The organism is Kineosporia rhizophila (genome assembly GCF_021277265.1).
Taxonomy (GTDB): domain Bacteria; phylum Actinomycetota; class Actinomycetes; order Actinomycetales; family Kineosporiaceae; genus Kineosporia; species Kineosporia rhizophila.
On record NZ_JAJSOH010000012.1, the window covers coordinates 91519 to 114467 of the forward strand.

Annotated in this window: 5 protein-coding genes; all 5 read right to left on the reverse strand. The window is 73.3% G+C overall.

Annotated features, from left to right (window positions below; genetic code table 11):
* Positions 1-11: 11 nt before the first annotated feature.
* From LWF15_RS18555 to LWF15_RS18590, 5 genes are read right to left on the reverse strand one after another with little or no spacing between them, the layout of a single operon-like run.
* A complete protein-coding gene (locus LWF15_RS18555) occupies positions 12-1094 on the reverse strand; it encodes an HAD-IIIC family phosphatase (RefSeq protein WP_232812107.1) in 1083 nt (360 codons plus the stop codon).
* 10 nt (positions 1095-1104) lie between these two features.
* On the reverse strand, positions 1105-2226 hold the full coding sequence (locus tag LWF15_RS18560; protein WP_232812108.1) for an acyl-CoA dehydrogenase family protein: 1122 nt from the start codon (positions 2224-2226) through the stop codon (positions 1105-1107).
* Positions 2219-2482, reverse strand: coding sequence for a hypothetical protein (locus tag LWF15_RS18565; RefSeq protein ID WP_232812109.1), 264 nt, complete (start codon positions 2480-2482; stop codon positions 2219-2221). The genes LWF15_RS18560 and LWF15_RS18565 overlap by 8 nt, the downstream gene beginning before the upstream one ends.
* A complete protein-coding gene (locus LWF15_RS18570; protein ID WP_232812110.1) occupies positions 2479-3387 on the reverse strand; it encodes a 3-hydroxyacyl-CoA dehydrogenase family protein in 909 nt (302 codons plus the stop codon). The genes LWF15_RS18565 and LWF15_RS18570 overlap by 4 nt, the downstream gene beginning before the upstream one ends.
* Positions 3388-3397: 10 nt before the next feature.
* Positions 3398-22873 carry a type I polyketide synthase gene (locus tag LWF15_RS18590; protein WP_269810423.1) on the reverse strand — a complete coding sequence of 6492 codons (19476 nt, stop codon included), beginning with the start codon at positions 22871-22873 and terminating at the stop codon, positions 3398-3400.
* Between the last annotated feature and the right edge of the window lie 76 nt (positions 22874-22949).

Consider the following 22949-nt stretch of genomic DNA (forward strand, 5'->3'; position numbering starts at 1 on the left):
CCGGACGGTGGCTAGAAGGTGCTCGCCGCGGTCAGGTCGGGTGAGATCAGCCGCATCGTGGTGGGCTCGGGACGGCGTTCGGTGACCAGGTGCAGGCACTGGATGTCGCCGCCGGCCCGGGGCACCGCGCTCAGGCACTCGCACTCGTCGGAGGTGAAACCGGCGAACCGGTAGGCGATCTCCATCATCCGGTTGCGGTCGGTGGCCCGGAAGTCGGCGGCCAGGTGCACCCCGGCCCGGGCGGCCTGGTCGACCAGCCAGTTCAGCAGCACCGAGCCCGCGCCGAAGGTGACCACGCGGCAGGAGGTGGCCAGCAGCTTGAGGTGCCAGACCTGCGGGTGACGCTCCAGCAGCAGCACGCCCACCGCGCCGTGGGTGCCGAACCGGTCGGACAGCGTGATGGTGAGGACCTCGTGCTGCGGGTCGGACAGCAGACCGCGCAGCGTCTCGTCGCCGTAGTGCACGCCGGTAGCGTTCATCTGGCTGGTGCGCAGGGTGAGTTCCTCGACCCGGGAGAGGTCCTCGCCGTCGGCCCGCTTGATCTGCATGACCAGCTCGAGCGACTTCAGGAAGGCCTCGTCCGGGCCGTCGAACGAGGACTTCTCCTCGTCGCGGGCGGCGTTGGCGCGGTACATCTCCCGGCGGCGACGGGCGTCGACGGTGACCACCTCGGGGCTGAACTCGGGGCGGTCCAGCAGGGCCAGGACGTCGGCCTCGGTGTAGGTGCGCACCTCGGGGTGGTGGTACTCGACCTCGGCCCGCTCGTTCGGCATGTCGTCGACGAAGGCGATGGTCTTCAGCGCGAACTGCAGCTTGTCGGCGATCCGCTGCACCGAGTCGGACTTGTTGCCCCAGCCGATCTGCGGGTGCAGGAAGTACTCGGCCACCCCGAGCGCCTCGAGCTGCTTCCAGGCCAGGTCGTGGTCGTTGCGGCTGGCCACCGACTGCAGGATGCCGCGCTGGTCCAGCTCGGCGATCACGGCGCGGACCTCTTCGGGCAGGTGCACCTCGCCGTCCTCCAGCAGGGTGCCCTTCCACAGGGTGTTGTCCAGGTCCCAGACCAGGCACTTGACCAGAACGGGCTTCTCGGGCACGTGAGATCTCCTAGTACGTCTGGGAAAGCGCGTGGTGGGCGAGGATCAGCTGGCTGATCTCGTTGCTGCCCTCGATGATTTCCATGACCTTGGAGTCGCGGTAGGCGCGGGCCACGACGTGCCCGTCGACCGCCCCGGCCGAGCCCAGCACCTGCACGGCGGTGCTCGAGCCGTGCGCGGCGTGGCCGGCGGCCACGTGCTTGGCCAGCACGGTGGCGGTGACCAGGTCGGGCGAGTAGGCCTGCCAGGCAGCGCTGGCCTGCTCGCAGACCCGGGTGCTGACCTGCTCGGCGGCGAACAGCTCGGCCAGGTGCCGGGCGACCAGCTGGTGCTCACCGATCTTCTTGCCCGACTGCTCCCGGCGGCGGGCGTGTTCGACGGCAGCCTTCAGGCAGGCCCGGACGATGCCGGTGCAGCCCCAGGCCACCGAGATCCGGCCGTAGGAGAGCGCGACCGTGAAGAGCATGGTGAGGTCCTGGCCACCGCCGCCGAGCACGGCCGAGGCGGGCAGGCGCACGTCGTCCAGGCGCACGTTGATGTGGCCGGCCGCGCGGCAGCCGAGCACGGCCACGTCGATCGGCTCCAGTTCCACGCCGGGGGCGTCGGTGGGTACCGCGACCACGGCCGCGGCCTCACCGAAACGGGCCAGAACCATGATGTAGTCGGCGTACCGGGCGCCGGTGACCCACATCTTCTGACCGCTGAGCACCACCTCGTCGCCGCCGTCACCGGCAGTGCGCAGTTCGGTGCTCAGCGCGGCCAGGTCGCTGCCGGCGCCGGGCTCGCTGAAGCCCACCGCGGCGAGCTTGCCGCTGGTGAGCTCGGCCAGGTAGGCGCGGCGCTGGGTCTTGTCGCCGAACCGGGAGACCATCCAGGCGGCCATGCCGTGCGAGGTCATGATGCTGCGGGTGGAGCTGCACAGGCTGCCCACGTACGAGGTCAGCTCACCGTTCTCGAGGCTGCTCAGGCCCAGACCGCCCATCGCGGTGGGCACCTCGGCGCACAGCAGGCCGCGCTCGCCGAGCTTGCGCATCTCACCGATGGGCAGCTGCCCGGCCACGTCCCAGGCGCCGGCCTGGTCGCCGATCAGGCCCGCGGCGAACGCCTTGAGTGCGGCGAGCTGCTCAGTCATCTTCGGCCAGACGCAGCACCAGGGCGGTCATCACCTTGGCGGTGCGGAAGTTGTCCAGCTTCAGCTCCGGGCCGATGATCGCGATGTCGTAGGTCGACTCCAGGTGCACGACCAGTTCCATCGCGAACATCGAGGAGACCAGGCCGGTGGCGAAGATGTCGTCGTCCGGCGCGATCTCGGTGCGGATCTTGGCGGTCAGGTACGCGGTCAGGTCCTTCTCGACGATGTCCGCCTGCAGACCGGAAACCTGGGTCATGACGCCACCTTTACGTTGTTCGGGGAATTGCTGGCAGAGGGGTCTGAGTAGTCGTGGAAGCCGCGGCCGCTCTTGCGGCCGTAGTGGCCCGCGCGGACCAGCTCCAGCATCAGGTCGCAGGGCCGGCAGCTCTCGTCGCCGGTGCGCTCGTAGAGCACGTTCAGCGAGTCGACCAGGTTGTCCAGGCCGATCAGGTCGGCGGTGGCCAGCGGGCCGGTGGAGTGGCCGAGGCAACCCTCCATCAGGCCGTCCACCACCTCCACGCTCGCCACGCCGTCCTGCACCAGGCGGGCCGCGGTGTTGATCATCGGGTGCAGCACCTTGTTGATCACGAAGCCCGGGCCGTCGTTCACCACCAGGCACTTACGGCCCAGGGCGGTGAGCAGGTCGGTGACCGCGGTCATGGTGGCCTCGGCGGAGCGCGGGCCGCGGATCACCTCGACCATCTCGATCATGTAGGCCGGGTTCATGAAGTGGACGCCGACCAGGTCCTCGGGCCGGGCCACCGCCTCGGCCATCTCGTCGATCGGGATGCACGAGGTGTTGGAGACGGTCAGCGTGCCGGGGGCGAGGAGTTGCGAGATCTCCGACAGCACCTTGGTCTTGGTCTCGGCCAGCTCGGTGACCGCCTCGATCACCGCGAACGCGCCGGCCGCGCCGGCCAGCGAGACGGTGGTGGTGAGAGCGGTCTTCGGGTGCAGTACCCGCTGCGCGTCGAACTTGCCCATCAGCTGGCCGTGGCGCAGCTTGAGCCCGATCGTCCTGCGGGCCTCGGCCAGCACTTCCTCGTCGACGTCGACCAGGACCACCGGGACGCCGTGGCCGAGGGCCAGCGTGGTGATGTTGGTGCCCATCACGCCGGCCCCGACGATCGCGAGCGGGGGCTGCGGAACTTCGCTGCTCATCTGGTTTCCTTCACAGTTCGGAGAGCCACTGGTCGATCGCGAGGGCGGTGGTGTCCGCCGCCTCGCCCATCATCGAGAAGTGGTTGCCGGGCACGTCCAGCACCGTGAACGGGCCGGAACCGGGCGCGGGGCCGTCGGCGTGGGCGATCGCGGGCAGGTCACCGGAGGTGTCCGAGGCCCGCAGGTGCAGTACCGGAACGGTTGTACCGCGGACGTTCTGCCAGGGGAGGGACAGATAGTGCACAGTTGCCGTCAGCCAGGTGTCGTCCTGGGAGTAGTCGGCGGTCAGGGCCAGGGTGGCGTCCAGGAAGGCGGGCCAGTCGCCGGAGAAGCCCTCTTCGCCGACGGTCGGGGTGTCCAGCAGGACCAGGGCCTTGGGAGTGCGGCCGAGTTCCTCGAGGTGGGCGGCCAGGGCGTGCGCCACCAGACCGCCGGTGGAGTGGCCGACCAGCACGAACTCGTCGTCGACGGTCGCCAGCAGGCTCTGCGCCTGGAGGGCGACCAGCGCGCCGATGTCGGCGGGAAGCTTCTCGCCGGTGAGGAATCCGGGCTCGGCGAGCACCGAGACGTCGCGCTCACCCTGGAAGCGGCTGGCGATCCGGGCGTACTCGCGCACTCCGGAGCGGCCGAAGAACGAGGTGAGGAACACCAGGTGCGGCTGCTGTGGGCCGCGCGCCACGCGCAGCGGCTCGGGCCGGGCTCCGAAGTCCTCGGCGCCGCGGAACTGCGGCCGGAACGCGGCCAGACCCGAGATGAGTTTCACCGCCTCCGCCGACCGTCCTGTCCTCGTCGCCTCCACGTACAGCCCGCTGAGCGACGAGCCGCCGGTTCCGGAAGCCGTTTCGCCCGTGCGTCCTTCACCGTCCACCCGGCCGGTCGTGACCAGCTCACCGCGAAGGTGCTGGGCCAGGAGGGCGGGTGTGGCGTGATCGAACACCAGCGATCCGGGCAGCCGCAACCCGGTCAGCGCGGCCAGCCGGTCGCGGAACTCGATGGCCGTCAGCGAGTGGAAGCCCTGTTCGATGAAACCCGTTTCCGAGTCGATGGATTCACCGTCGACGTGGCCGAGGACGGCCGCCGCCTCGGCCCGGATGATCTCCAGCAACAGCGTTTTCTGTTCAACCGGACCGGCCTCGTTCAACCGCTGAGCCAGTGAGTCGCTGGTCTCGGCCGGGCGGGCCGGGGCCGCCTCTAGGGCCCGGCGTACCTCGGGCAGCGCCGCGATCAGGGGGCTGGGCCGGCGCAGGGTGAACACCGGGGCGAAGCGGTCCCAGTCGATGTCGGCGACGGTGAGCAGCGTCTCCCCCGCGTCCAGGGCGGCGGCCAGCTGGGCGAGGGCCCGGCCGGGTTCCATCGCCCGCAGCCCCAGGTGCTCCAGCTGGGCGGCTCCGGCACCGGCGCCGAGGCCGGTCTCACCGCCCCACTGCCCCCAGGCCACCGAGGTGACCGTCAGACCGCGGGCCCGGCGGCTCTCGGCCAGGCCGTCGAGGTAGGCGTTGGCGGCCGCGTACCCGGCCAGCATCGCACTGCCCCAGACCGTGGAGCCGGAGGAGAAGAGCACGAACGCGTCCAGGTCGTGCCCGGCGGTCAGCTCGTCCAGGTGTGCCGCACCGGCCGCCTTGGCCGCCATCAGGCGGGTCAGGTCGCCCGCGGTGAGGTCGCGCACCGGCCGGTCCATGGAGGTTCCGGCCGCGTGGAACACCGAGCTCAGCGGACCCACCCGCTCGAGCACGGCGGCCAGGGCATCGCGGTCGGCGCTGTCCACCGCCAGCACCTCGACGGTGGTCCCGGCCGTAGCGAGCTCGGCCGCCAGGGTGGCCGCCGCTCCCGGGCCCGAGCGGGAGGTCAGCACGACGCGCTGAGCCCCGCGCTCGGCCGTGAGCCGGGCGACCCGCGAGCCGATCGACCCGGTGCCGCCGGTGACCAGGACCGTGCCCGCGGGCGTCCACTGGTTGGTGGTCTCGGCCCGTGCCGCCCGGGTCAGGCGCCGGCCCAGGATGCTCGCGCCCCGGATCGCCACCTGGTCTTCACCGGTCTCCCCGGCCAGCACCGCCACCAGACGAGTGGCGGCCCGGGTGTCCAGCACGGTCGGCAGGTCGATCAGGCCGCCCCAGCGCTCGGGGTGCTCCAGGGCGACCACGCGCCCCAGGCCCCAGACCGCGGCCTGGGCCGGATCGCCGGGCTGGTCGGCGGCGGTCTGCACTGCGTTGTGGGTCAGCGCCCAGACCGGGACCTGGATCCCGGCGTCGCCCAGGGCCTGCACCAGGGCCAGGGTGCCCAGCACCCCGGCCGGGACGACCTCGCCCGGGGCGGTGTCGGCCAGGGCCAGCAGCGAGACCACGCCGGCCAGCTTCTCCACCTCGGCCAGCGCGGCCGACCCGCGGGCCAGCACGGCTCCCCGCTCGAGTTCGTCCGCGCCGAGGCCGACGATCTCGACCTCGGCGCCCCCGGCCGTCAGGGCTTCCAGGACGCCGGTGGTGCGGCTGTCCTCAAGCAGCGCGGAGGGCGCCACCACGACCCAGGTTCCGCTCAGCGCAGCGGCTTCCGGGTCGGGCACGGCAGCCCAGGTGACGCGGTAGCGCCAGGCCGACCCCACCGCGTCCTCCAGTTCGCGTCGTCGCCAGGAGGCCAGCACCGGCAGGACCTCACCGAACGAGCAGTCCGCGTCCACCCCGAGGGCGCCGGTGAGCCCGGCCACGTCTTCCTGGTCGACCGCGGCCCAGAACTGCGACTCTGCGCTTCCTGGAAGGGAAAGCATTGAGGACGCGTCGAACAGGTCGGGAATGAGCCAGAAATTGCGATGCTGGAAGGGGTAGGTGGGCAGTTCCACGTGCCTCCCCGCGGGCAGGACCCGCGCCCAGTCCACCTCCACACCGCGCACGTACAGGCGAGCCAGTGCTGCGGTGACGGTGTCGGCGGCGGCCTGGTCGGTGCGCAGCAACGGCACGAAGGCGGCATCGGGCGCGCTGTTCGAACCGAGCGCCGAAAGCGTTGTGTCCGGTCCGATCTCGATGAACGAGCGCACGCCGAGGTCGGCCAAGGTGGTGACGGCGTCGGCGAACCGCACCGCCTGGCGCGCCTGCTCGACCCAGTAGCCGGCCGAGGGGTCGGTGATCGCCGCCCCGGTGAGCGCTCCCACCCAGCTGATCAGCGGGGCCGAGTAGGTCAGGCCCGCGGCCACCTGATGCAACTGCTCGAGCATCGGCTCCATGCGGGCGGAGTGGAAGGCGTGGCTGACGCGCAACTGCCGCACCCGCCGGCCGGCCGAGCGCCAGTGCTCCAGGACCGCCTCGACCGCTTCGCCATCACCGGAAACCACCACGGACGTCGGCCCGTTGATCGCCGCGACCTCCGCGCCCTCGGGCAGGTCGGCCGTCACCTCGGCCTCGGTGGCCTCGATCGCGGCCATCGCCCCGCCGGTGGGCAGTTCCTGCATCAGGCGGGCCCGGGCGGCCACCAGCGTGCAGGCGTCGGCCAGGGTGAGCACCCCGGCCGCGTGCGCCGCTGCGATCTCTCCGACCGAGTGACCGGCCACCGCGTCGGGAACGACCCCGGCGTGGTCCATCAGCGCCAGCAGACCCACCTGCACGGCGAACAGCCCGGTCTGGGCGAACACCGTCTGGTCGGCCCGCTCGTCGCCCGGCTCGCCCAGTACGACTTCGGCCACCGGCAGGCCGAGTTCGGCCTCCAGCAGGGCGCAGGCCCGGTCGAAGGCCTCGGCGAACACCGGGCTTGCGGCGTGCAGCTCACGGCCCATACCGGCGCGCTGCGAGCCCTGCCCGGCGAAGACGAAGCCGATCAGGCCCGCACCGGCCGGGGGCACCACGTCCGCGAAAGTCCGCGCACCCGTCCTCTGGTCGGAAACAGACGTCAGCCCGGTGAGCAGGTCTTCGCGGCCGGCGCCGAGCACGACGGCCCGGTGGGTGAAGGACGTGCGGGTCCCGGCCAGCGAGCGGGCCACGTCGGCGGGGTCGAGGTTCTCGTGCTTGCGGACGTGGGTGGCCAGGCGGGTTGCCTGAGCCACCAGGGCCGCTGGGGTACGGGCGGAGAGCTGCCAGGTCACCGGTGCACCGGTGACCAGGGCCCCTCGGCCCCGCTCCACCGGCTGGTTCGGCCCGGTCGGCTGCGCCATTTCGCCGGAGCCGTCTTCCTGCGGGGCCTCTTCGATGATCACGTGAGCGTTGGTGCCGCTGATGCCGAAGGCCGAGACACCGGCCCGGCGGGTGCGGCCCGCCTCTGCCTCCCACCCGCGAGCGGCGTTGAGCAGGCTCACCCGGCCCGCGCTCCAGTCCACGTGCGGCGAGGGGGTCTGCGAGTGCAGCGAGACCGGAAGCATCTGGTGGCGCAGGGCCAGCACCATCTTGATCACGCCCGCGGCCCCGGCCGCGGCCTGGGTGTGGGCGATGTTCGACTTCACCGAACCCAGCCACAGTGGGCGGTCTTCGGGCCGGTCCTGGCCGTAGGTGGCCAGCAGCGCCTGGGCCTCGATCGGGTCGCCCAGCACCGTGCCGGTGCCGTGTGCCTCCACCGCGTCCACGTCGGCCGTGAACAGTCCGGCCGAGGCCAGCGCGGCCCGGATCACCCGCTGCTGCGAGGGACCGTTGGGCGCGGTCAGGCCGTTGGAGGCGCCGTCCTGGTTGACCGCGCTGCCCGCGACCACGGCCAGCACCCGGTGACCGTTGCGGCGGGCGTCCGAAAGTCTTTCCAGCACGATGACACCCGCGCCCTCGCCCCAGCCGGTGCCGTCCGCGCCCTCGCCGAACGACTTGCTACGGCCGTCGCCCGCCAGGCCCTGCTGGGCGGCGAACTCCGCGAAAGCGCCTGAGGTGGCCATCACGGTGACTCCCCCGGCCAGAGCCAGGTCGCTCTCGCCGGTACGCAGCGAGGCCGTGGCCAGGTGCAGCGCGACCAGCGAGGAGGAGCAGGCCGTGTCCACGGTGACGGCCGGGCCCTCGAGGCCGAGCACGTACGAGACGCGGCCGGAGATCACGCTCATCGCGCTGCCGGTGAGCTGGAAGCCCTGCGACGACGGATCGCTGGAGCCGATGCCGTAGGCCGAGTGGCTGCCGCCGGCGAAGACGCCGGTGCGGCTGCCGCGCAGCGAGGTCGGGTCGATGCCGGAGTGCTCGAGGGCCTCCCACGAGACCTCCAGCAGCATCCGCTGCTGCGGGTCCATGGCCAGTGCCTCGCGTGGGCTGATCCCGAAGAAGTCCGGGTCGAAGGCGGCCGCGTCGTAGACGAAACCGCCCTGTGCCTGGGCCTCGTCGCTGATCGCCCAGCCCCGGTCGGCCGGGAAGCCGGCGACCGCGTCGGTGCCGTTGGCCAGCAGTTCCCAGAACTCGTCGGGGTTGCCCGCGCCGCCGGGGAAGCGGCACCCCATACCGACGATGACGATCGGATCAGAGGACGTCTGCGTCGCCACAGCGGTGCTGGTCGCGTTTGCGTCGTCGGCCCCGAGCAGTTCGGCGCGCAGGTAGCGCACCGCGTCCACCGGGGCCGGGTGGTCGAAGGCGAACGTGGCGGGCAACCGGAGCCCGGTGGCCGCACCCAGGCGGCTGCGCAGTTCGACGGCCGTCAGGGAGTCGAAGCCCAGATCGCGGAACGCCCGGCCGGGCTGCACCACGCCTGCGGCCTCCTCGGGGCCGTAGCCCAGCACTGCCGCGGCCTCGGACTGCACCAGGCGCAGCAGGATCCGCTCCTGCTCGGCCGGTGCCGCCTTGCCCAGTTCGCGGGCGAACTCGCTGTCGGTGGCGGTGGTGCTGTTCTCGGCGGCTGCGCTCAGGGCGCGGCGCACCTCGGGCAGGTCGTCGATCAGCCGGCTGGGCCGGCGCAGGTTGAAGACCGGCGCGAACCGGTCCCAGTCGATGTCGGCCACCGTGACCACCCGGTCGCCACCGTCGAGGGCACCGGCCAGGGCGCTGACCGCCCGGTCCGGGTCGAGCGTGCGCACGCCCATCCGGGCCAGTTGGGCCCCGGACTCCGGCTGCCGGGAACCGAGACCGCCTCCGCCCCACAGGCCCCAGGCGATCGAGGTCGCGGCCAGGCCCCGGGCCCGCCGGTTCTCGGCCAGGGCGTCGAGGTAGGCGTTGGCCGCGGCGTAGGCCGACTGGCTGCCGCTGCCCCAGGTGGCGGCGATCGAGGAGAAGAGGACGAACGCGTCCAGGTCGCCGGTCAGCTCGTCGAGGTGGGCGGCACCGGCGGCCTTGGGCGCGAGCATCGCCTCGAGGGACTCGGGGTCGGCGGCGATCAGCGGGGTGCCGACCTCGGCCCCGGCGGCATGGAAGACGGATGTAATGGGTGAACCGGCGAGACCCCTGACAGTCCTTGCCGAACTAGGGCCGGTCCCGTGGAGGGCAGCCAGCAGCCCGGCCACCTCGCTCTTCACGGCCGTGTCGCAGGCGGCCACGACGACCGCCGTGCCCGCCTCGGCCAGCTCGGCCGCCAACTGCGCGGCGCCGCCCGCCGTCGCACCCGAGCGGCTGGTGAGGACCACCCGCTCGGCACCACGACCGGAAACCCAGCGCGCCACCCGTCCACCGATGGAACCCGTGCCACCGGTGAGAAGAACCGTCCCACCCGGGGCCCACGGACGGGTCGGGTCCGGCTGCCCCGCACGGGCCAGCCGCCGCGCCAGGACACCGGATCCGCGCACGGCCACCTGGTCCTCGCCGGTGGCACCGGCCAGGACCGGGAGGAGGCGGGTCACGACGCGCTCGGTCAGTTCTGCCGGGAGGTCCACCAGACCGGCCACCCGCTCGGGGTGCTCGAGGACAGCGACCCGGCCCAGGCCCCAGACCGCAGCCTGCGCCAGGCCGGCGACGCTCTCACCGGATCCGGCGGCCACGGCGCTGCGTGTGAGGATCCACAGCGGGGCGGCCACCCCGGCGTCACCCAGAACCTGGATCAGGCCCTGAGTGGCGGCCAGACCGGTGGGCACCGACGCCAGGTGCGGCAGCGGGCTCTCCTCCAGCGCCAGCAGCGAGATCACGCCGCGCAGGGCGGGCGACGGTGCATCGGCCGAGTAGAGGGGTTCGCCGCTGGGCGAGCGCACCTCGCTCAGCAGCGCGGCCAGGGCGAAACGGTCCACGTGCTCGGCCCCGGCCTCGACCAGGATCGGCGTGCCGTCGCGCTCGGCCAGACCCGCAGTGATGGCGGCCGCGGCCTGTGCGCCCGCGGGGCCGGTCAGGATCAGCCAGTTGCCCTCGAAGGAGACGGTTGCGGCGTCGTTCACCGGTGTCCAGCTGATCCGGTAACGCCAGCCCGCCACCGCAGACTCCTCGCGGTCCCGTTCCCGCCAGGAGGCGAGCGCCGGAAGCACCTCGCTGAGCGGCCGGTCGCCGTCCAGCTGCAGGGCCCCGGTGAGGCCGGCCAGGTCACCCTGCTCGACGGCCGACCAGAACAGGGCCTCGGCGGACGAGGCACTGGCGGTGGCCACGGCGCCGCCCGGGAGTCCCTGCGGCCAGAACAGCTGGCGCTGGAAGGCGTAGGTCGGCAGCTTCACCGTGCGGGCGGCCGGGAGCGTCTTGGCCCAGTCGACGTTGACCCCGGCCACGTGGGCCTGGCCCAGCGCCGCCAGCACGGCCTGGGCGGCCGGCAGGGCGGGGTTGAGCACCGACGCGAACACGGCCTCGTCGATCACGCCGGCCGCGAGACCGGCAAGAGTTCCGTCCGGGCCGATCTCGATGAAGACATCCACGTCGTGCCCGGCCATCGTGGTCACCGCGTCGGCGAAACGCACCGCCTCGCGGGCCTGGGCCGGCCAGTAGTGGGCCTGCGGGCCGGCCACGACTTCACCGCTCAGGGCGCCGACCCAGGTGATCCTCGGCGCCTGGTGGTCCAGTCCCTGCGCCACCCGGCCCAGCTCTTCGAGGACCGGCTCCATCCGGGCCGAGTGGAAGGCGTGGCTGACCCGCAGCCGGCGCACCCGCCGGCCCTGCTCGCGCCACCGTTCCAGCAGGGCGTCCACGGCCTGCTCGTCGCCGGAGACGACCACCGACGAAGGCCCGTTGACCGCCGCGACGCCGACACCGCCGTCCTCAGGCAGGGTCTTCCTGATCTCGGCCTCGCTCGCCGCGATCGCGGCCATCGCACCGCCGGCGGGCAGCTCCTGCATCAGCCGCGCCCGCGCCGCGACCAGTCGGGCGGCGTCCTCCAGACTGAGCACCCCGGCCACGTGCGCGGCCGCGATCTCACCGACCGAGTGCCCGGCCACCACCTCCGGGCGCACACCGGCCGCGGCCAGCATCCGCACCAGGGCGACCTCGATCGTGAACAGCCCCGTCTGGGCGTAGAGAGTCTGGTCGGCTCGCTCGTCCTCGTTGTCGGGCTCGGCCAGCACGACCTCACGGATCGGCAGGCCCAGCTCGGCCTCGACCACCGCGCACACCTCGTCGAAGGCAGCGGCGAAGGCGGGGTTGGCGGCGTACAGGTCACGGCCCATCCCGGCGCGCTGGGCGCCCTGGCCGGCGAAGAGGAAGCCGACCCGGGCCCGGCGGCCTGAGGGGACACTGCCGGACGCGACGTAACCAGTAGAGGTGGCCACCGCGCCGGACCGGCCCTCCACCACCGCGCTCAGTCCGGCCAGCAGGGCGTTGACGTCACTGCCCACCACTGCTGCGCGGTGGTCGAAGGTGGTGCGGGTGGTGGCCAGCGACCAGGCCACATCGGCCGGGTCCAGCTCGGGGTGGGCCTTCACGTGCTCGAGCAACTTGCCGGCCTGGGCCGCGAGGGCCTCGGAGGAACGGCCGGAAAGCGTCCAGACGCAGGGCTTCTCAGCGACGGCGGTCCGATCCACCCCCGCCAGGTCAGCCAGGTCAGCCAGGTCAGCCACCTCAGCCGTGTCGGCCGTGTCGGCCTCGACTCGGCCGGCCTCGGCCCCCGGCAGCGCTTCGCTCCATTCCCCGGACTCCGTGGTCTCCGTCCTCGGAGCCTCTTCGATGATCACGTGCGCGTTGGTCCCGCTGATGCCGAACGCCGAGACACCCGCCCGCCGCGGCCCGTTCTCACCGGTCCACGGTTCGGCCTCGGTCAGCAGGGCCAGGTTGCCCGCGTTCCAGTCCACGTGCGGCGACAGTTCCTCGGCGTGCAGCGTCTGCGGCAGCAGGCCGTGCCGCATCGCCAGGATCATCTTCATCACGCCGGCCGCACCCGCGGCCGCCTGGGTGTGGGCGATGTTCGACTTCACCGAGCCCAGCCGCACCGGGCCGTTCCTTCGAGGCGCCTGACCGGGTTGTCCATAGGTGGCCAGCAGCGCCTGAGCCTCGATCGGGTCGCCCAGCACGGTGCCCGTGCCGTGCGCCTCGACCACGTCGATGTCCGAGGCCGTCAGCCGGGCGTTGGCCAGAGCAGCCCGGATCACCCGCTGCTGCGAGGGGCCGTTGGGCGCGGTCAGGCCGTTGGAGGCGCCGTCCTGGTTGATCGCGCTGCCGCGCATCACCGCGAGGACCTCGTGACCGTTGCGGCGAGCGTCCGAAAGCCTCTCCAGCACGATCATTCCCGCGCCCTCGGCCCAGCCCGTGCCGTCGGCACCGGCGCCGAACGACTTGCACCGGCCGTCGGAGGCGAGACCCTGCTGACGGGAGAACTCGGCGAAGCCCATCGGGGTCGCCATCACCGTCACACCACCGGCCAGCGCCAGGTCGCACTCCCCCGAGCGCAGGGCCTGGGCCGCCAGGTGCATGGCCACCAGTGAGGACGAGCAGGCCGTGTCCACCGTCACCGACGGGCCTTCCAGCCCGAGCACGTACGAGACCCGGCCGGAGAAGACCGCGCCCGCAGTACCCGTCATCAGGAAGCTCTCGGAACCGCTGCCTTCGAGCCCGACGCCGTAACCGGTCGGGCCGCCGCCGGCGTACACACCGGTCAGGCTGCCGCGCAGCGAGCCGGGGCGGATCCCCGCGTGCTCCAGTGCTTCCCAGGACGTCTCGAGCAGCAGGCGCTGCTGCGGGTCCATCGCCAGCGCCTCACGCGGGCTGATCCCGAAGAAGCCGGGGTCGAAGTAGCCGGCGTCGTGGACGAAACCGCCCTGCTGGGCCGGAGCGTCCACCCCGCCCGCGGTCAGGTCGCCCCAGCCGCGGTCGCTGGGGAAGCCCGAGACCGCGTCGGTCCCGGTGACCAGCAGCTCCCACAGGTCTTCGGGGCTACGCACACCACCGGGGTAACGGCAGCCCAGACCGACGATCGCGATCGGGTCGTCGTCCACGGCGGCGGAGACCCGCACCGGCTGGACCGTCGAGGCCGAGACGTCGGCGCCGAGCAGCTCCTCACGCAGGTAGCGGGCCAGACCGGCCGGGGTGGGGTAGTCGAAGATCAGGGTGGAGGGCAGCGGTACGCCGGCCAGCTCGGACAGCCGGTTGCGCAGCTCGATCGCGGTGAGCGAGTCGAAACCCATCTCGCTGAAGGCTCGTTCGGCCTCGACGGCGTCGGCCGAGTCGTGCCGCAGGATCGCGGCGGCCTCGGCGCGGACCAGGTCGGTCAGGATCGAGTCCTGCTCCTCGGCGGGCCGCCCGTTCAGGCGTCGCGCCAGTTCCTGGGTGCCCACGACCTCGGCGGCGCCCGATGCCGAGACCGGCATCAGCGTGTGCACGTCGGTGAGCTCACGCAGGAAGGGGGCCTGGCTGATGTCGCCCACCGCAGCAGCGATCTGCGCCCAGTCCACGTCCGAGACGGTCAGCGTGGTGTCACCGTCGTTCAGCGACTGCCCCAGCACCTGCAGCGCCCGGTCCGGGTCCATCGCCTTGAACGGGCCGCTGCCCAGGCGCTCGCGCACCGTGGTGTCGGACTGGGCCATACCGCCGCCCGCCCACGGGCCCCAGGCCAGCGCGGTCGCGGGCAGACCCCGCGAGCGCCGGTTCTCGGCCAGCGCGTCGAGGTAGGCGTTGGCCGCGGCGTAGTTGCCCTGCCCTCCGCCGCCGAAGGTCGCTGCGGCGGAGGAGAACAGCACGAACGAGGTCAGGTCCAGCCCGGCCGTCAGCTCGTCCAGGAGCCGGGCCCCGCCCGCCTTCACGGCCAGGACGTTGTCCAGGCGCTCGGGCGTCATCCGGTCCAGCACACCGTCGTCCAGCACACCGGCGGTGTGGATCACCGTGGTGAGGTCGGGGATGCCGCCCAGCACGGTGGCCAGGTGCTCGCGGTGGGAGACGTCGGCCGCCACGACCTGCACGCCGGCGCCGGCCTCGGCCAGGGCGGCCACGGTCCGGGCCACGCCTGCGGCCCGGGCACCGGAGCGGCTGAGCAGGACGATCCGGGTGGCTCCGCGCTCGGCCAGCCAGGTGGCGAGACGGCCGCCGAGGGCGCCGGTGCCGCCGGTGATCAGGGCTGTGCCCTCGACCGTGGCGGCCCCACCTTCGGGCGCGCCGGCCGGGCGGGTGGCCCGCACCAGGCGGCGGCCGAAGATGCCCGAGGGACGGATGACGGCCTGGTCCTCGCCGCAGGTGCCGGTCAGGAGGGCGGCCAGTCGCGCACCCGCGCGCTCGTCGAGCACTGCGGGCAGGTCGATCAGGCCGCCCCAGCGGTCGGGGTACTCCATCGCCGCCGAGCGCCCGAGCCCCCACACCTGGCTCTGCACCGCGTGGGGCAGTCCTTCGGTGCCGAGGTCGTGCCGGGTGGCCGCGACCGCCTGCTGGGTGAGCAGCCACACCGGCGCCCCGATCCGGGCCTCTCCCAGCGCCTGCAGCAGGGCCAGTGACGCGGCCAGACCGGTGCTGACCTCGGCGTGGCCGGGCAGCGGGGACTCCTCCAGGGCCAGCAGGCTGAGCACACCGGAGACCGGGGCCTGGCTCACCTCGGCCAGCCGCGCTACCAGGGCCTCACGAGAGGGGTCCGCGACGGAGACCAGCACAACGTCGGCCCCAGCGGTTCGGAGGGCCTTCGCGGTTCCTTCGGCCATCTCCTGCGCACCGCCGACAACCAGCAGCCAGGTCCCGGACAGGCGCGCGGCCTCTGGCTCGGCCACCGGCGACCAGGTCACCCGGTAGCGCCAGCCGGCCACCGCGGCCTCGGCGCGGTCCTTGACCCGCCAGGAGGCCAGCAGCGGCAGCACCTCGCTGAGCGGCCGGTCGCCGTCCAGGTCCAGGGCGCCGGCGAGCGCGGCCAGGTCGCCGGACTCCACCGCCGACCAGAACTGTTCCTCGGCCACCGTGCCCACCGTGCCCACCGAGCCGCCACCCACAGCGGCAGAGCCGGACAGGTTCACCTCGGGCCAGAAACGCTGGCGCTGGAAGGCGTAGGTGGGCAGGTCCACCGGGCTGCCCGGCTCGAGCACGGCGGGCCAGGCCACGTCCACACCCTGCACGTGCATCCGGGCCAGGGCGGTCAACACCGACTCGGGGGTGGGCAGCACCGGGTTCAGCAGCGTGACGAAGCCCAGTCCCTCACCGGACAGCGCGTTCTCACCCATCGCGGTGAGCGTGCCGTCCGGTCCGATCTCGACGAAGAGCGTCACGCCCAGGCCGGCCATCTCGCTCACCGAGTCGGCGAAGCGCACCGCTTCCCGGGCCTGGGCGGGCCAGTAGGCCGGCTCCGGCGCCGAGACCACCGACCCGTTCAGCGCACCCACCCAGGTAGCCGTGGGCGCGGCGTGCGGAAGCTCCTCGGCCACGGCCGCCAGCTCGGCCAGAACCGGCTCCATCCGGGCCGAGTGGAAGGCGTGCGAGACCCGCAGGCGACGCACCCGGCGTCCCCGGGCCCGCCACTGTTCGACGACCGCCTCGACCGCCGCCGAATCACCCGAGACGACGACCGACTTCGGCCCGTTCACCGCGGCCAGGGAGAGCGAGGCACCCAGAGCCGGGGTGATCTCGTCCTCGGTCGCCTCGATCGCCGCCATCGCCCCGCCGGCCGGCAGGTCCTGCATCAGCCGGGCCCGCGCGGCCACCAGACGGCAGGCGTCCTCGAGCCGCAGGACCCCGGCCGCGTGGGCGGCCGCGATCTCACCGACCGAGTGCCCCGCCACCACGTCCGGGCGCACCCCGGCGGCCGCGAGCAGGGCCAGCAGGCCGATCTCGACGGCGAACAGCCCGGTCTGGGCATACAGGGTCGCATCGGCACGCTCGTCGCCGACCTCCCCCAGGAACACGTCCCGCACCGGTAGGCCGAGCTCGATCTCCAGCAGGTCGACGGCGTGGTCGAAGGCGGCCGCGAAGACCGGGCTGGCGGCGTGCAGGTCACGGGCCATACCGGCGCGCTGGGCGCCCTGGCCGGCGAACAGGAATCCGACCCGGCCGCTGCGACCGGCGCCGGTGATGACGCGCTTGGCCGGCCTGAGGTCGGAGAGCGCCTCCAGGCCGGTCATCAGTTCGGGGGTGGAACCGCCGAGCACGGCGGCGCGGTGTTCGTAGGTGGAACGGGTGTGCACCAGCGACCAGGCGACGTCGCGCTTGTCCAGTTCCGGACGCGCGGCCACGTGGTGCAGCAGACGCCCGGCCTGGGCGGCGAGCCCGGTGGGGGTGCGGCCGGAGACCAGCCAGACGCGAGGGGCATCCTTCAACACCTTTGAGGACGCTCGCGGCGACGCAGCGGGCGGCTCGCCTTCGCTTTCGGTCAGGGCGGGCGGTTCCTGGATGACGACGTGGGCGTTGGTGCCGCTGATGCCGAAGGCGGAGATGCCCGCCCGGCGGGGGCGGCCGACCGCGGCGGGCCACTGCTCGGGCTCGGCCAGCAGCCGGATCCGGCCGGCGTTCCAGTCCACGTGCGGCGAGGGCTCACCGGCGTGCAGCGAGGCCGGGAGCAGGCCGTGCTGCAGGGCCAGGACCATCTTCATCACCCCGGCCGCACCGGCCGCCGCCTGGGTGTGGGCCAGGTTCGACTTGACCGAGCCCAGCCGCAGCGGCTGGTCCTCGGATCGCCCCTGGCCGTAGGTGGCCAGGAGGGCCTGGGCCTCGATCGGGTCGCCGAGCACCGTGCCGGTGCCGTGCGCCTCGACCGCGTCCACGTCGGCCGGGGTGAGCCCGGCCGAGGCCAGGGCCTGCCGGATCACCCGCTGCTGGGAGGGGCCGTTGGGGGCGGTCAGGCCGTTGGAGGCGCCGTCCTGGTTGACCGCCGAGCCGGCCACAACGGCCAGCACCCGGTGACCGTTGCGGCGGGCGTCGGACAGACGCTCCAGCACGATCACGCCGGCGCCCTCACCCCAGCCGGTGCCGTCCGCATCGGCCGAGAAGGACTTGCAGCGCCCGTCGCCGGCCAGGCCCTGCTGCAGGGCGAACCCGGCGAACGCGACCGGCGTCGCCATCACGGTGACGCCGCTGGCCAGGGCCAGGTCGCACTCGCCGGTGCGCAGGGCCTGGGCGGCCAGGTGCAGCGTGACCAGCGAGGACGAGCAGGCGGTGTCGACGGTGACCGACGGGCCCTCGAGGCCGAGCACGTACGAGACGCGACCGGACAGCACGGCGCCGGCGGTGCCGGTGAGCAGGAACCCTTCCGAGCCGCTGCCCTCCAGCCCGCCGCCGTAGCCGAGGGCGGCGCCGCCGGAGAACACACCGGTGCGGCTGCCGCGCAGGGTGCCGGGCAGAATGCCTGCGTACTCGAGCGCTTCCCAAGAGGTCTCGAGCAGCAGGCGCTGCTGCGGGTCCATCGCCAGCGCCTCACGCGGGCTGATCCCGAAGAACCCGGGGTCGAACTCGGCCGCGTCGTAGAGGAACCCGCCCTGCTGGGCCGACTCCGACTCCACGCCCCCGTTTCCCCAGCCGCGGTCGGCCGGGAACCCAGCCACCGCGTCCGTTTGCGAAACCAGCAGTTCCCACAGATCTTCAGGGCTCCGCACCCCACCCGGGTAGCGGCAGCCCAGGCCGACGATGGCGATCGGGTCGTCGTCGACCGCGCGCACGGCGAGCGCCGTCTCGGCCGGGTCGGCCTGCCCGAGCAGCTCGGCCTTCAGGTATCCGGCGAGCACCGAAGGGTTGGGGTAGTCGAAGATCAGGGTGGCGGGCAGGGTGAGCCCGCTGACCGCGGACAGGCGATTGCGCAGTTCGACCGCGGTCAAGGAGTCGAAGCCGAGGTCGCTGAACGCCCGTCCCGCCTCGATCGCCTCCGGCGAGGCGTGGTGCAGCACGTTCGCGGCCTCGGAACGCACCAGCTCGACCAGGATCTCGTCCTGCTCGGCGGAGCTGCGCCCGAACAGCTGGGCGGCCACCCCGCCAGCGGCTGCTGCGCCGGGGGCGACGGCAGCGGCGATCGGGGCGGTCTCGGCCGCGTCGGGCAGCTCGCGCAGCAGCGGAACCTGGCGCAGGTCGCCCATTCCGGCGGCGGCCATCGCCCAGTCCATGTCCATCACGGTCAGCGCAGCGGGCTGGCCGGACTCGATCGCCTGGCCGAGCACCGGCAGGGCCAGGTCGGGAGCCATCGGCCGGAACGGGCCACCACCCAGGCGCTGCTGCACGGCATCGCCCGAGGCAGCCATACCGCCGCCACCCCATACACCCCAGGCCAGCGAGGTGCCGGCCAGACCGCGCGAGCGACGGTTCTCGGCCAGGGCGTCGAGGTAGGCGTTGGCGGCGGCGTAGTTGGCCTGCCCACCGCCGCCGAAGGTGGCGGTGGCCGAGGAGAAGAGGACGAACGCGGTCAGGTCACGGTCGGCGGTCAGCTCGTCGAGGTGACGGGCACCGCCCGCCTTGGGTGAGAGCACGCCGGCCAGCCGGGCTGCGGTCATCCGGTCGAGCACGCCGTCGTCGAGCACGCCGGCGGTGTGCATCACCCCGGTCAGGTCGGCCCCGATCCAGTCGAGCAGCCCGGCCACCTGGTCGCGCACGGCCACGTCGGCGGCGACCACGCTGACCGCGGTGCCCTCCGAGGCGATCTGGGCGGCGAGCCGGGCGACGTGCCCGGCGCGGGCGCCGGAGCGGCTCTGCAGGACCACCCGGGCCGCGCCGCGAGAGGCCAGATAGAGGGCGAGGTTGCTGCCGATCGCGCCGGTACCACCGGTGATCAGCACGCTGCCGTGGCGGAAGCTGTCGGCCACCGGCATCTCGGAGACCCCGGCCGGGCGCATGCCCCGGCGCATCCGGGTCAGGCGGCGTCCGAGGATGCCCACCGAGCGGATCGCCACCTGGTCCTCACCGAGCCCGGCCAGGACTGTCCCGACCCGTTCCCAGGCGCGGGCGTCGACCTCGAGCGGCAGGTCGACGATGCCGCCGTAACGGTCGGGCTGCTCGACCGCGACCACCCGGGCCAGGCCGATGACCTGGGCCTGCACGGGGTTGGAGAGGCTCTCGCCGGAACGCGCGGACACTGCCCCCTGGGTGACGACCCACAGCGGCGCGTCGATCCGGGCGTCGGCCAGGCCCTGGATGAGCGCGACGGTTGCGGCGGCACCGGCGGCAACGTCGGGGTGCTCGGCCAGCGGAGTCTCGTCGGCCGCCAGGAACGACAGCACGCCGACGGGCTTCTGCCCGCCCAGGGCCTCCAGCAGCCGGGCGGCCACGACCTCGCGGGCCCCGTCGGCGCTCACCGTGATGGTGGCCGTGGGCAGCGCGGCGACGGCGGCCTCGGCCAGTTCGCGACCGGCCTCGGTGTGCACCACGAGCCAGGTCCCGCTCAGCGCGGGCGCCTCGCTCTCGGACAGCGGGCTCCAGCTGATCCGGTAGCGCCAGTCGGCCACGGCCGACTCCTCGCGGTCCTTCTGACGCCAGGCCGACAGCACCGGCAGGATCTGGCTGAACGGCTGCTCGCCGTCCACTTGCAGGGCACCGGACAGGCTGGCCAGGTCACCGGCCTCGATCGCGGCCCAGAAGGCGTTCTCGGCCTGCGAGGCGCCCCGGCTGGTGGGCACCGCCGAGGCCGCGGAACCCTGCGGCCAGAAGCGCTCGTGCTGGAAGGCGTAGGTCGGCAGGGCGACGCGCCGCGCCGGGGCCAGCACCGACGTCCACTCCACCCGGATGCCCCGCACGTGGGCCCCGGCCAGGGCCTGCAGAACCGCTTCGCCAGCAGGCAGTTTCGGGCTCAACAAGGGGACGAACGGGGCACCTTCCACGAGCGGCGCACCCATTCCCGAAAGGGTTGCGTCGGGGCCGATCTCGATGAACACCGAGATGCCCTGCTTGGCCATGCTCGTCACGGCGTCGGCGTAGCGCACCGCCTGCCGGGCCGCAGAGGCCCAGTAGGTGGCGTCGGGCTCGTTGACCGCCTCACCGGTGAGCGCGCCGATCCAGCGCACGCTGGGCCGGTTGTGCTCCAGGCCGTTGGCCACGGCGGTCAGCGGCTCCAGGGCCGCGTCCATCCGGGCCGAGTGGAAGGCGTGCGAGACCCGCAGCCGGCGCACCCGGCTGCCGCGGGCGCGGAAGTCCTCCAGCAGCCCGTCCACGGCCTGCGCATCGCCGGAGACCACCACCGACTCCGGGCCGTTCACGGCTGCGATCGAGACGCCCTCGACGTCGCCGAGGGCGGTGAGCATCGCATCCTCGCTCACCCCGACCGCGCCCATGGCCCCGCCCTCGGGCAGGGCCTGCATGAGCCGGGCCCGGTTGGCCACCAGCCGGGCGGCACCTTCGAGGCTGAGCACCCCGGCGGCGTGGGCGGCCGCGATCTCGCCGACCGAGTGGCCCGCCACCGCGTCCGGGGTGATCCCGGCTGCGGCCAGCAGCGCCACCAGGCCCACCTCGACGGCGAACAGGCCGGTCTGGGCGTACAGCGTCTGGTCGGCCCGCGGGTCCTCGGCCGGGCTGAGCACCACGTCCTTCACCGGCACGCCGAGCTCGGCCTCCAGCACGGCGCAGGCCCGGTCGAACGCCTCGGCGAACACCGGCGAGGCGGCGTACAGCTCACGGCCCATCCCGGCCCGCTGAGCGCCCTGACCGGCGAAGACGAACCCGACCCGGGCGGGACGCCCGGCCGGAACCTCTCCGGCCACCACGTCGGCGCCCGTGGTTCCCGCGGCAAGCCCGGCCAGACCGGAGGGCAGGTCACCGAAGACCACCGCGCGCTGCTCGAAGGTGGATCGGCTGGTGGCCAGCGACCAGGCGACATCGGCCGGGTCCAGGTCGGGGCAGGAACGCAGGCGCCCCACCAGCCGGCCGGCCTGCGCGGCCAGAGCCTCGGGCGTGTGACCGGAGACCAGCCACACCGGAGCCTGCCCGGTCAGGACCTGCGGGCCCCGCTCGACCGGCTTGTCCTCGGCCACCGCGGCCGGGGCTTCCTCGATGATCACGTGCGCGTTGGTGCCGCTGATCCCAAAAGCAGAAACGCCCGCCCGGCGCGGGTTCTCGGCCCTCGTCCAGTCGACCGGCGAGGCGAGCAGTCTGATGTTGCCCGCCGTCCAGTCCACGTGCGGCGTGGGCTCGTCGGCGTGCAGGGTCTTGGGCAGGCGGTCGTGGTGCATCGAGAGCACCATCTTCATCACGCCGGCGATACCGGCCGAGGCCTGCGTGTGTGCGAGGTTGGACTTCACCGAGCCCAGCCACAGCGGCTTGTCCTCCGGCCGGTCCTGGCCGTAGGTGGCCAGCAGCGCCTGGGCCTCGATCGGGTCGCCCAGCACCGTGCCGGTGCCGTGTGCCTCCACCACGTCCACGTCCGCGGTGCTCAGCCGGGCGCTGGACAGGGCGGCCCGGATCACCCGCTGCTGCGAGGGGCCGTTGGGCGCGGTGAGCCCGTTGGACGCACCGTCCTGGTTGACCGCGCTGCCCCGCACCACGGCCAGCACCTCGTGACCGTTCTTGCGCGCGTCGGACAGCCTTTCCAGCACCAGGACGGCCGCGCCCTCGCCCCAGCCGGTGCCGTCGGCGCCCGCCCCGAACGACTTGCACCGCCCGTCGCCGGCCAGGCCCTGCTGCAACGCGAAGCCCGCGAAGGAACCGGGCGTGGCCATCACCGTCACACCACCGGCCAGCGCCAGCGAGACCTCCCCCGAGCGCAGCGCCTGGGCGGCCAGGTGCAGCGCGACCAGCGAGGAGGAGCAGGCCGTGTCCACCGTCACGGCCGGGCCCTCCAGCCCCAGCGTGTACGAGACGCGGCCGGAGATCACGCTGGAGGCCGTGCCGGTGAGCAGGTAGCCCTCCGAGCCGCTGCCCTCCAGGCCGGTGCCGTAGCCCAGGAACCCACCGCCCACGAACACGCCGGACTTGCTGCCCCGCAACGACTTCGGCTCGATCCCGGCGTGCTCCAGGGCTTCCCACGAGGTCTCCAGCAGCAGCCGCTGCTGCGGGTCCATGGCCAGCGCCTCACGCGGGCTGATCCCGAAGAACGCCGGGTCGAACTCCGCCGCGTCGTAGAGGAAACCACCCTGGGCGGAGGTGCTGGCATCCAGGCCGAGCTGGCCCAGCATGGCCGTGTCCCAGCCCCGGTCGGTGGGGAAACCGGCAACGGTGTCCACCCCGGCGTCCAGAAGCTCCCACAGCTGTTCGGGGTTGCGCACGCCGCCGGGGAACCGGCAGCCCATACCCACGATCGCGATCGGCTCGCTGAGCGAGGCCATGAAGCGCTTGTTCTGCTTGCGCAGGCGCTCGTTGTCCAGCAGCGAGCCCCTGAGTGCGGCGACGAGGTCTTCGGTGGACGAGGTCATCGTGATCTCCTGATATCCGTGCGTTCGCCGCGGGGATCCGGATGGATCGTCTGCTGCGGAAGTGTGTTGGGGGCGG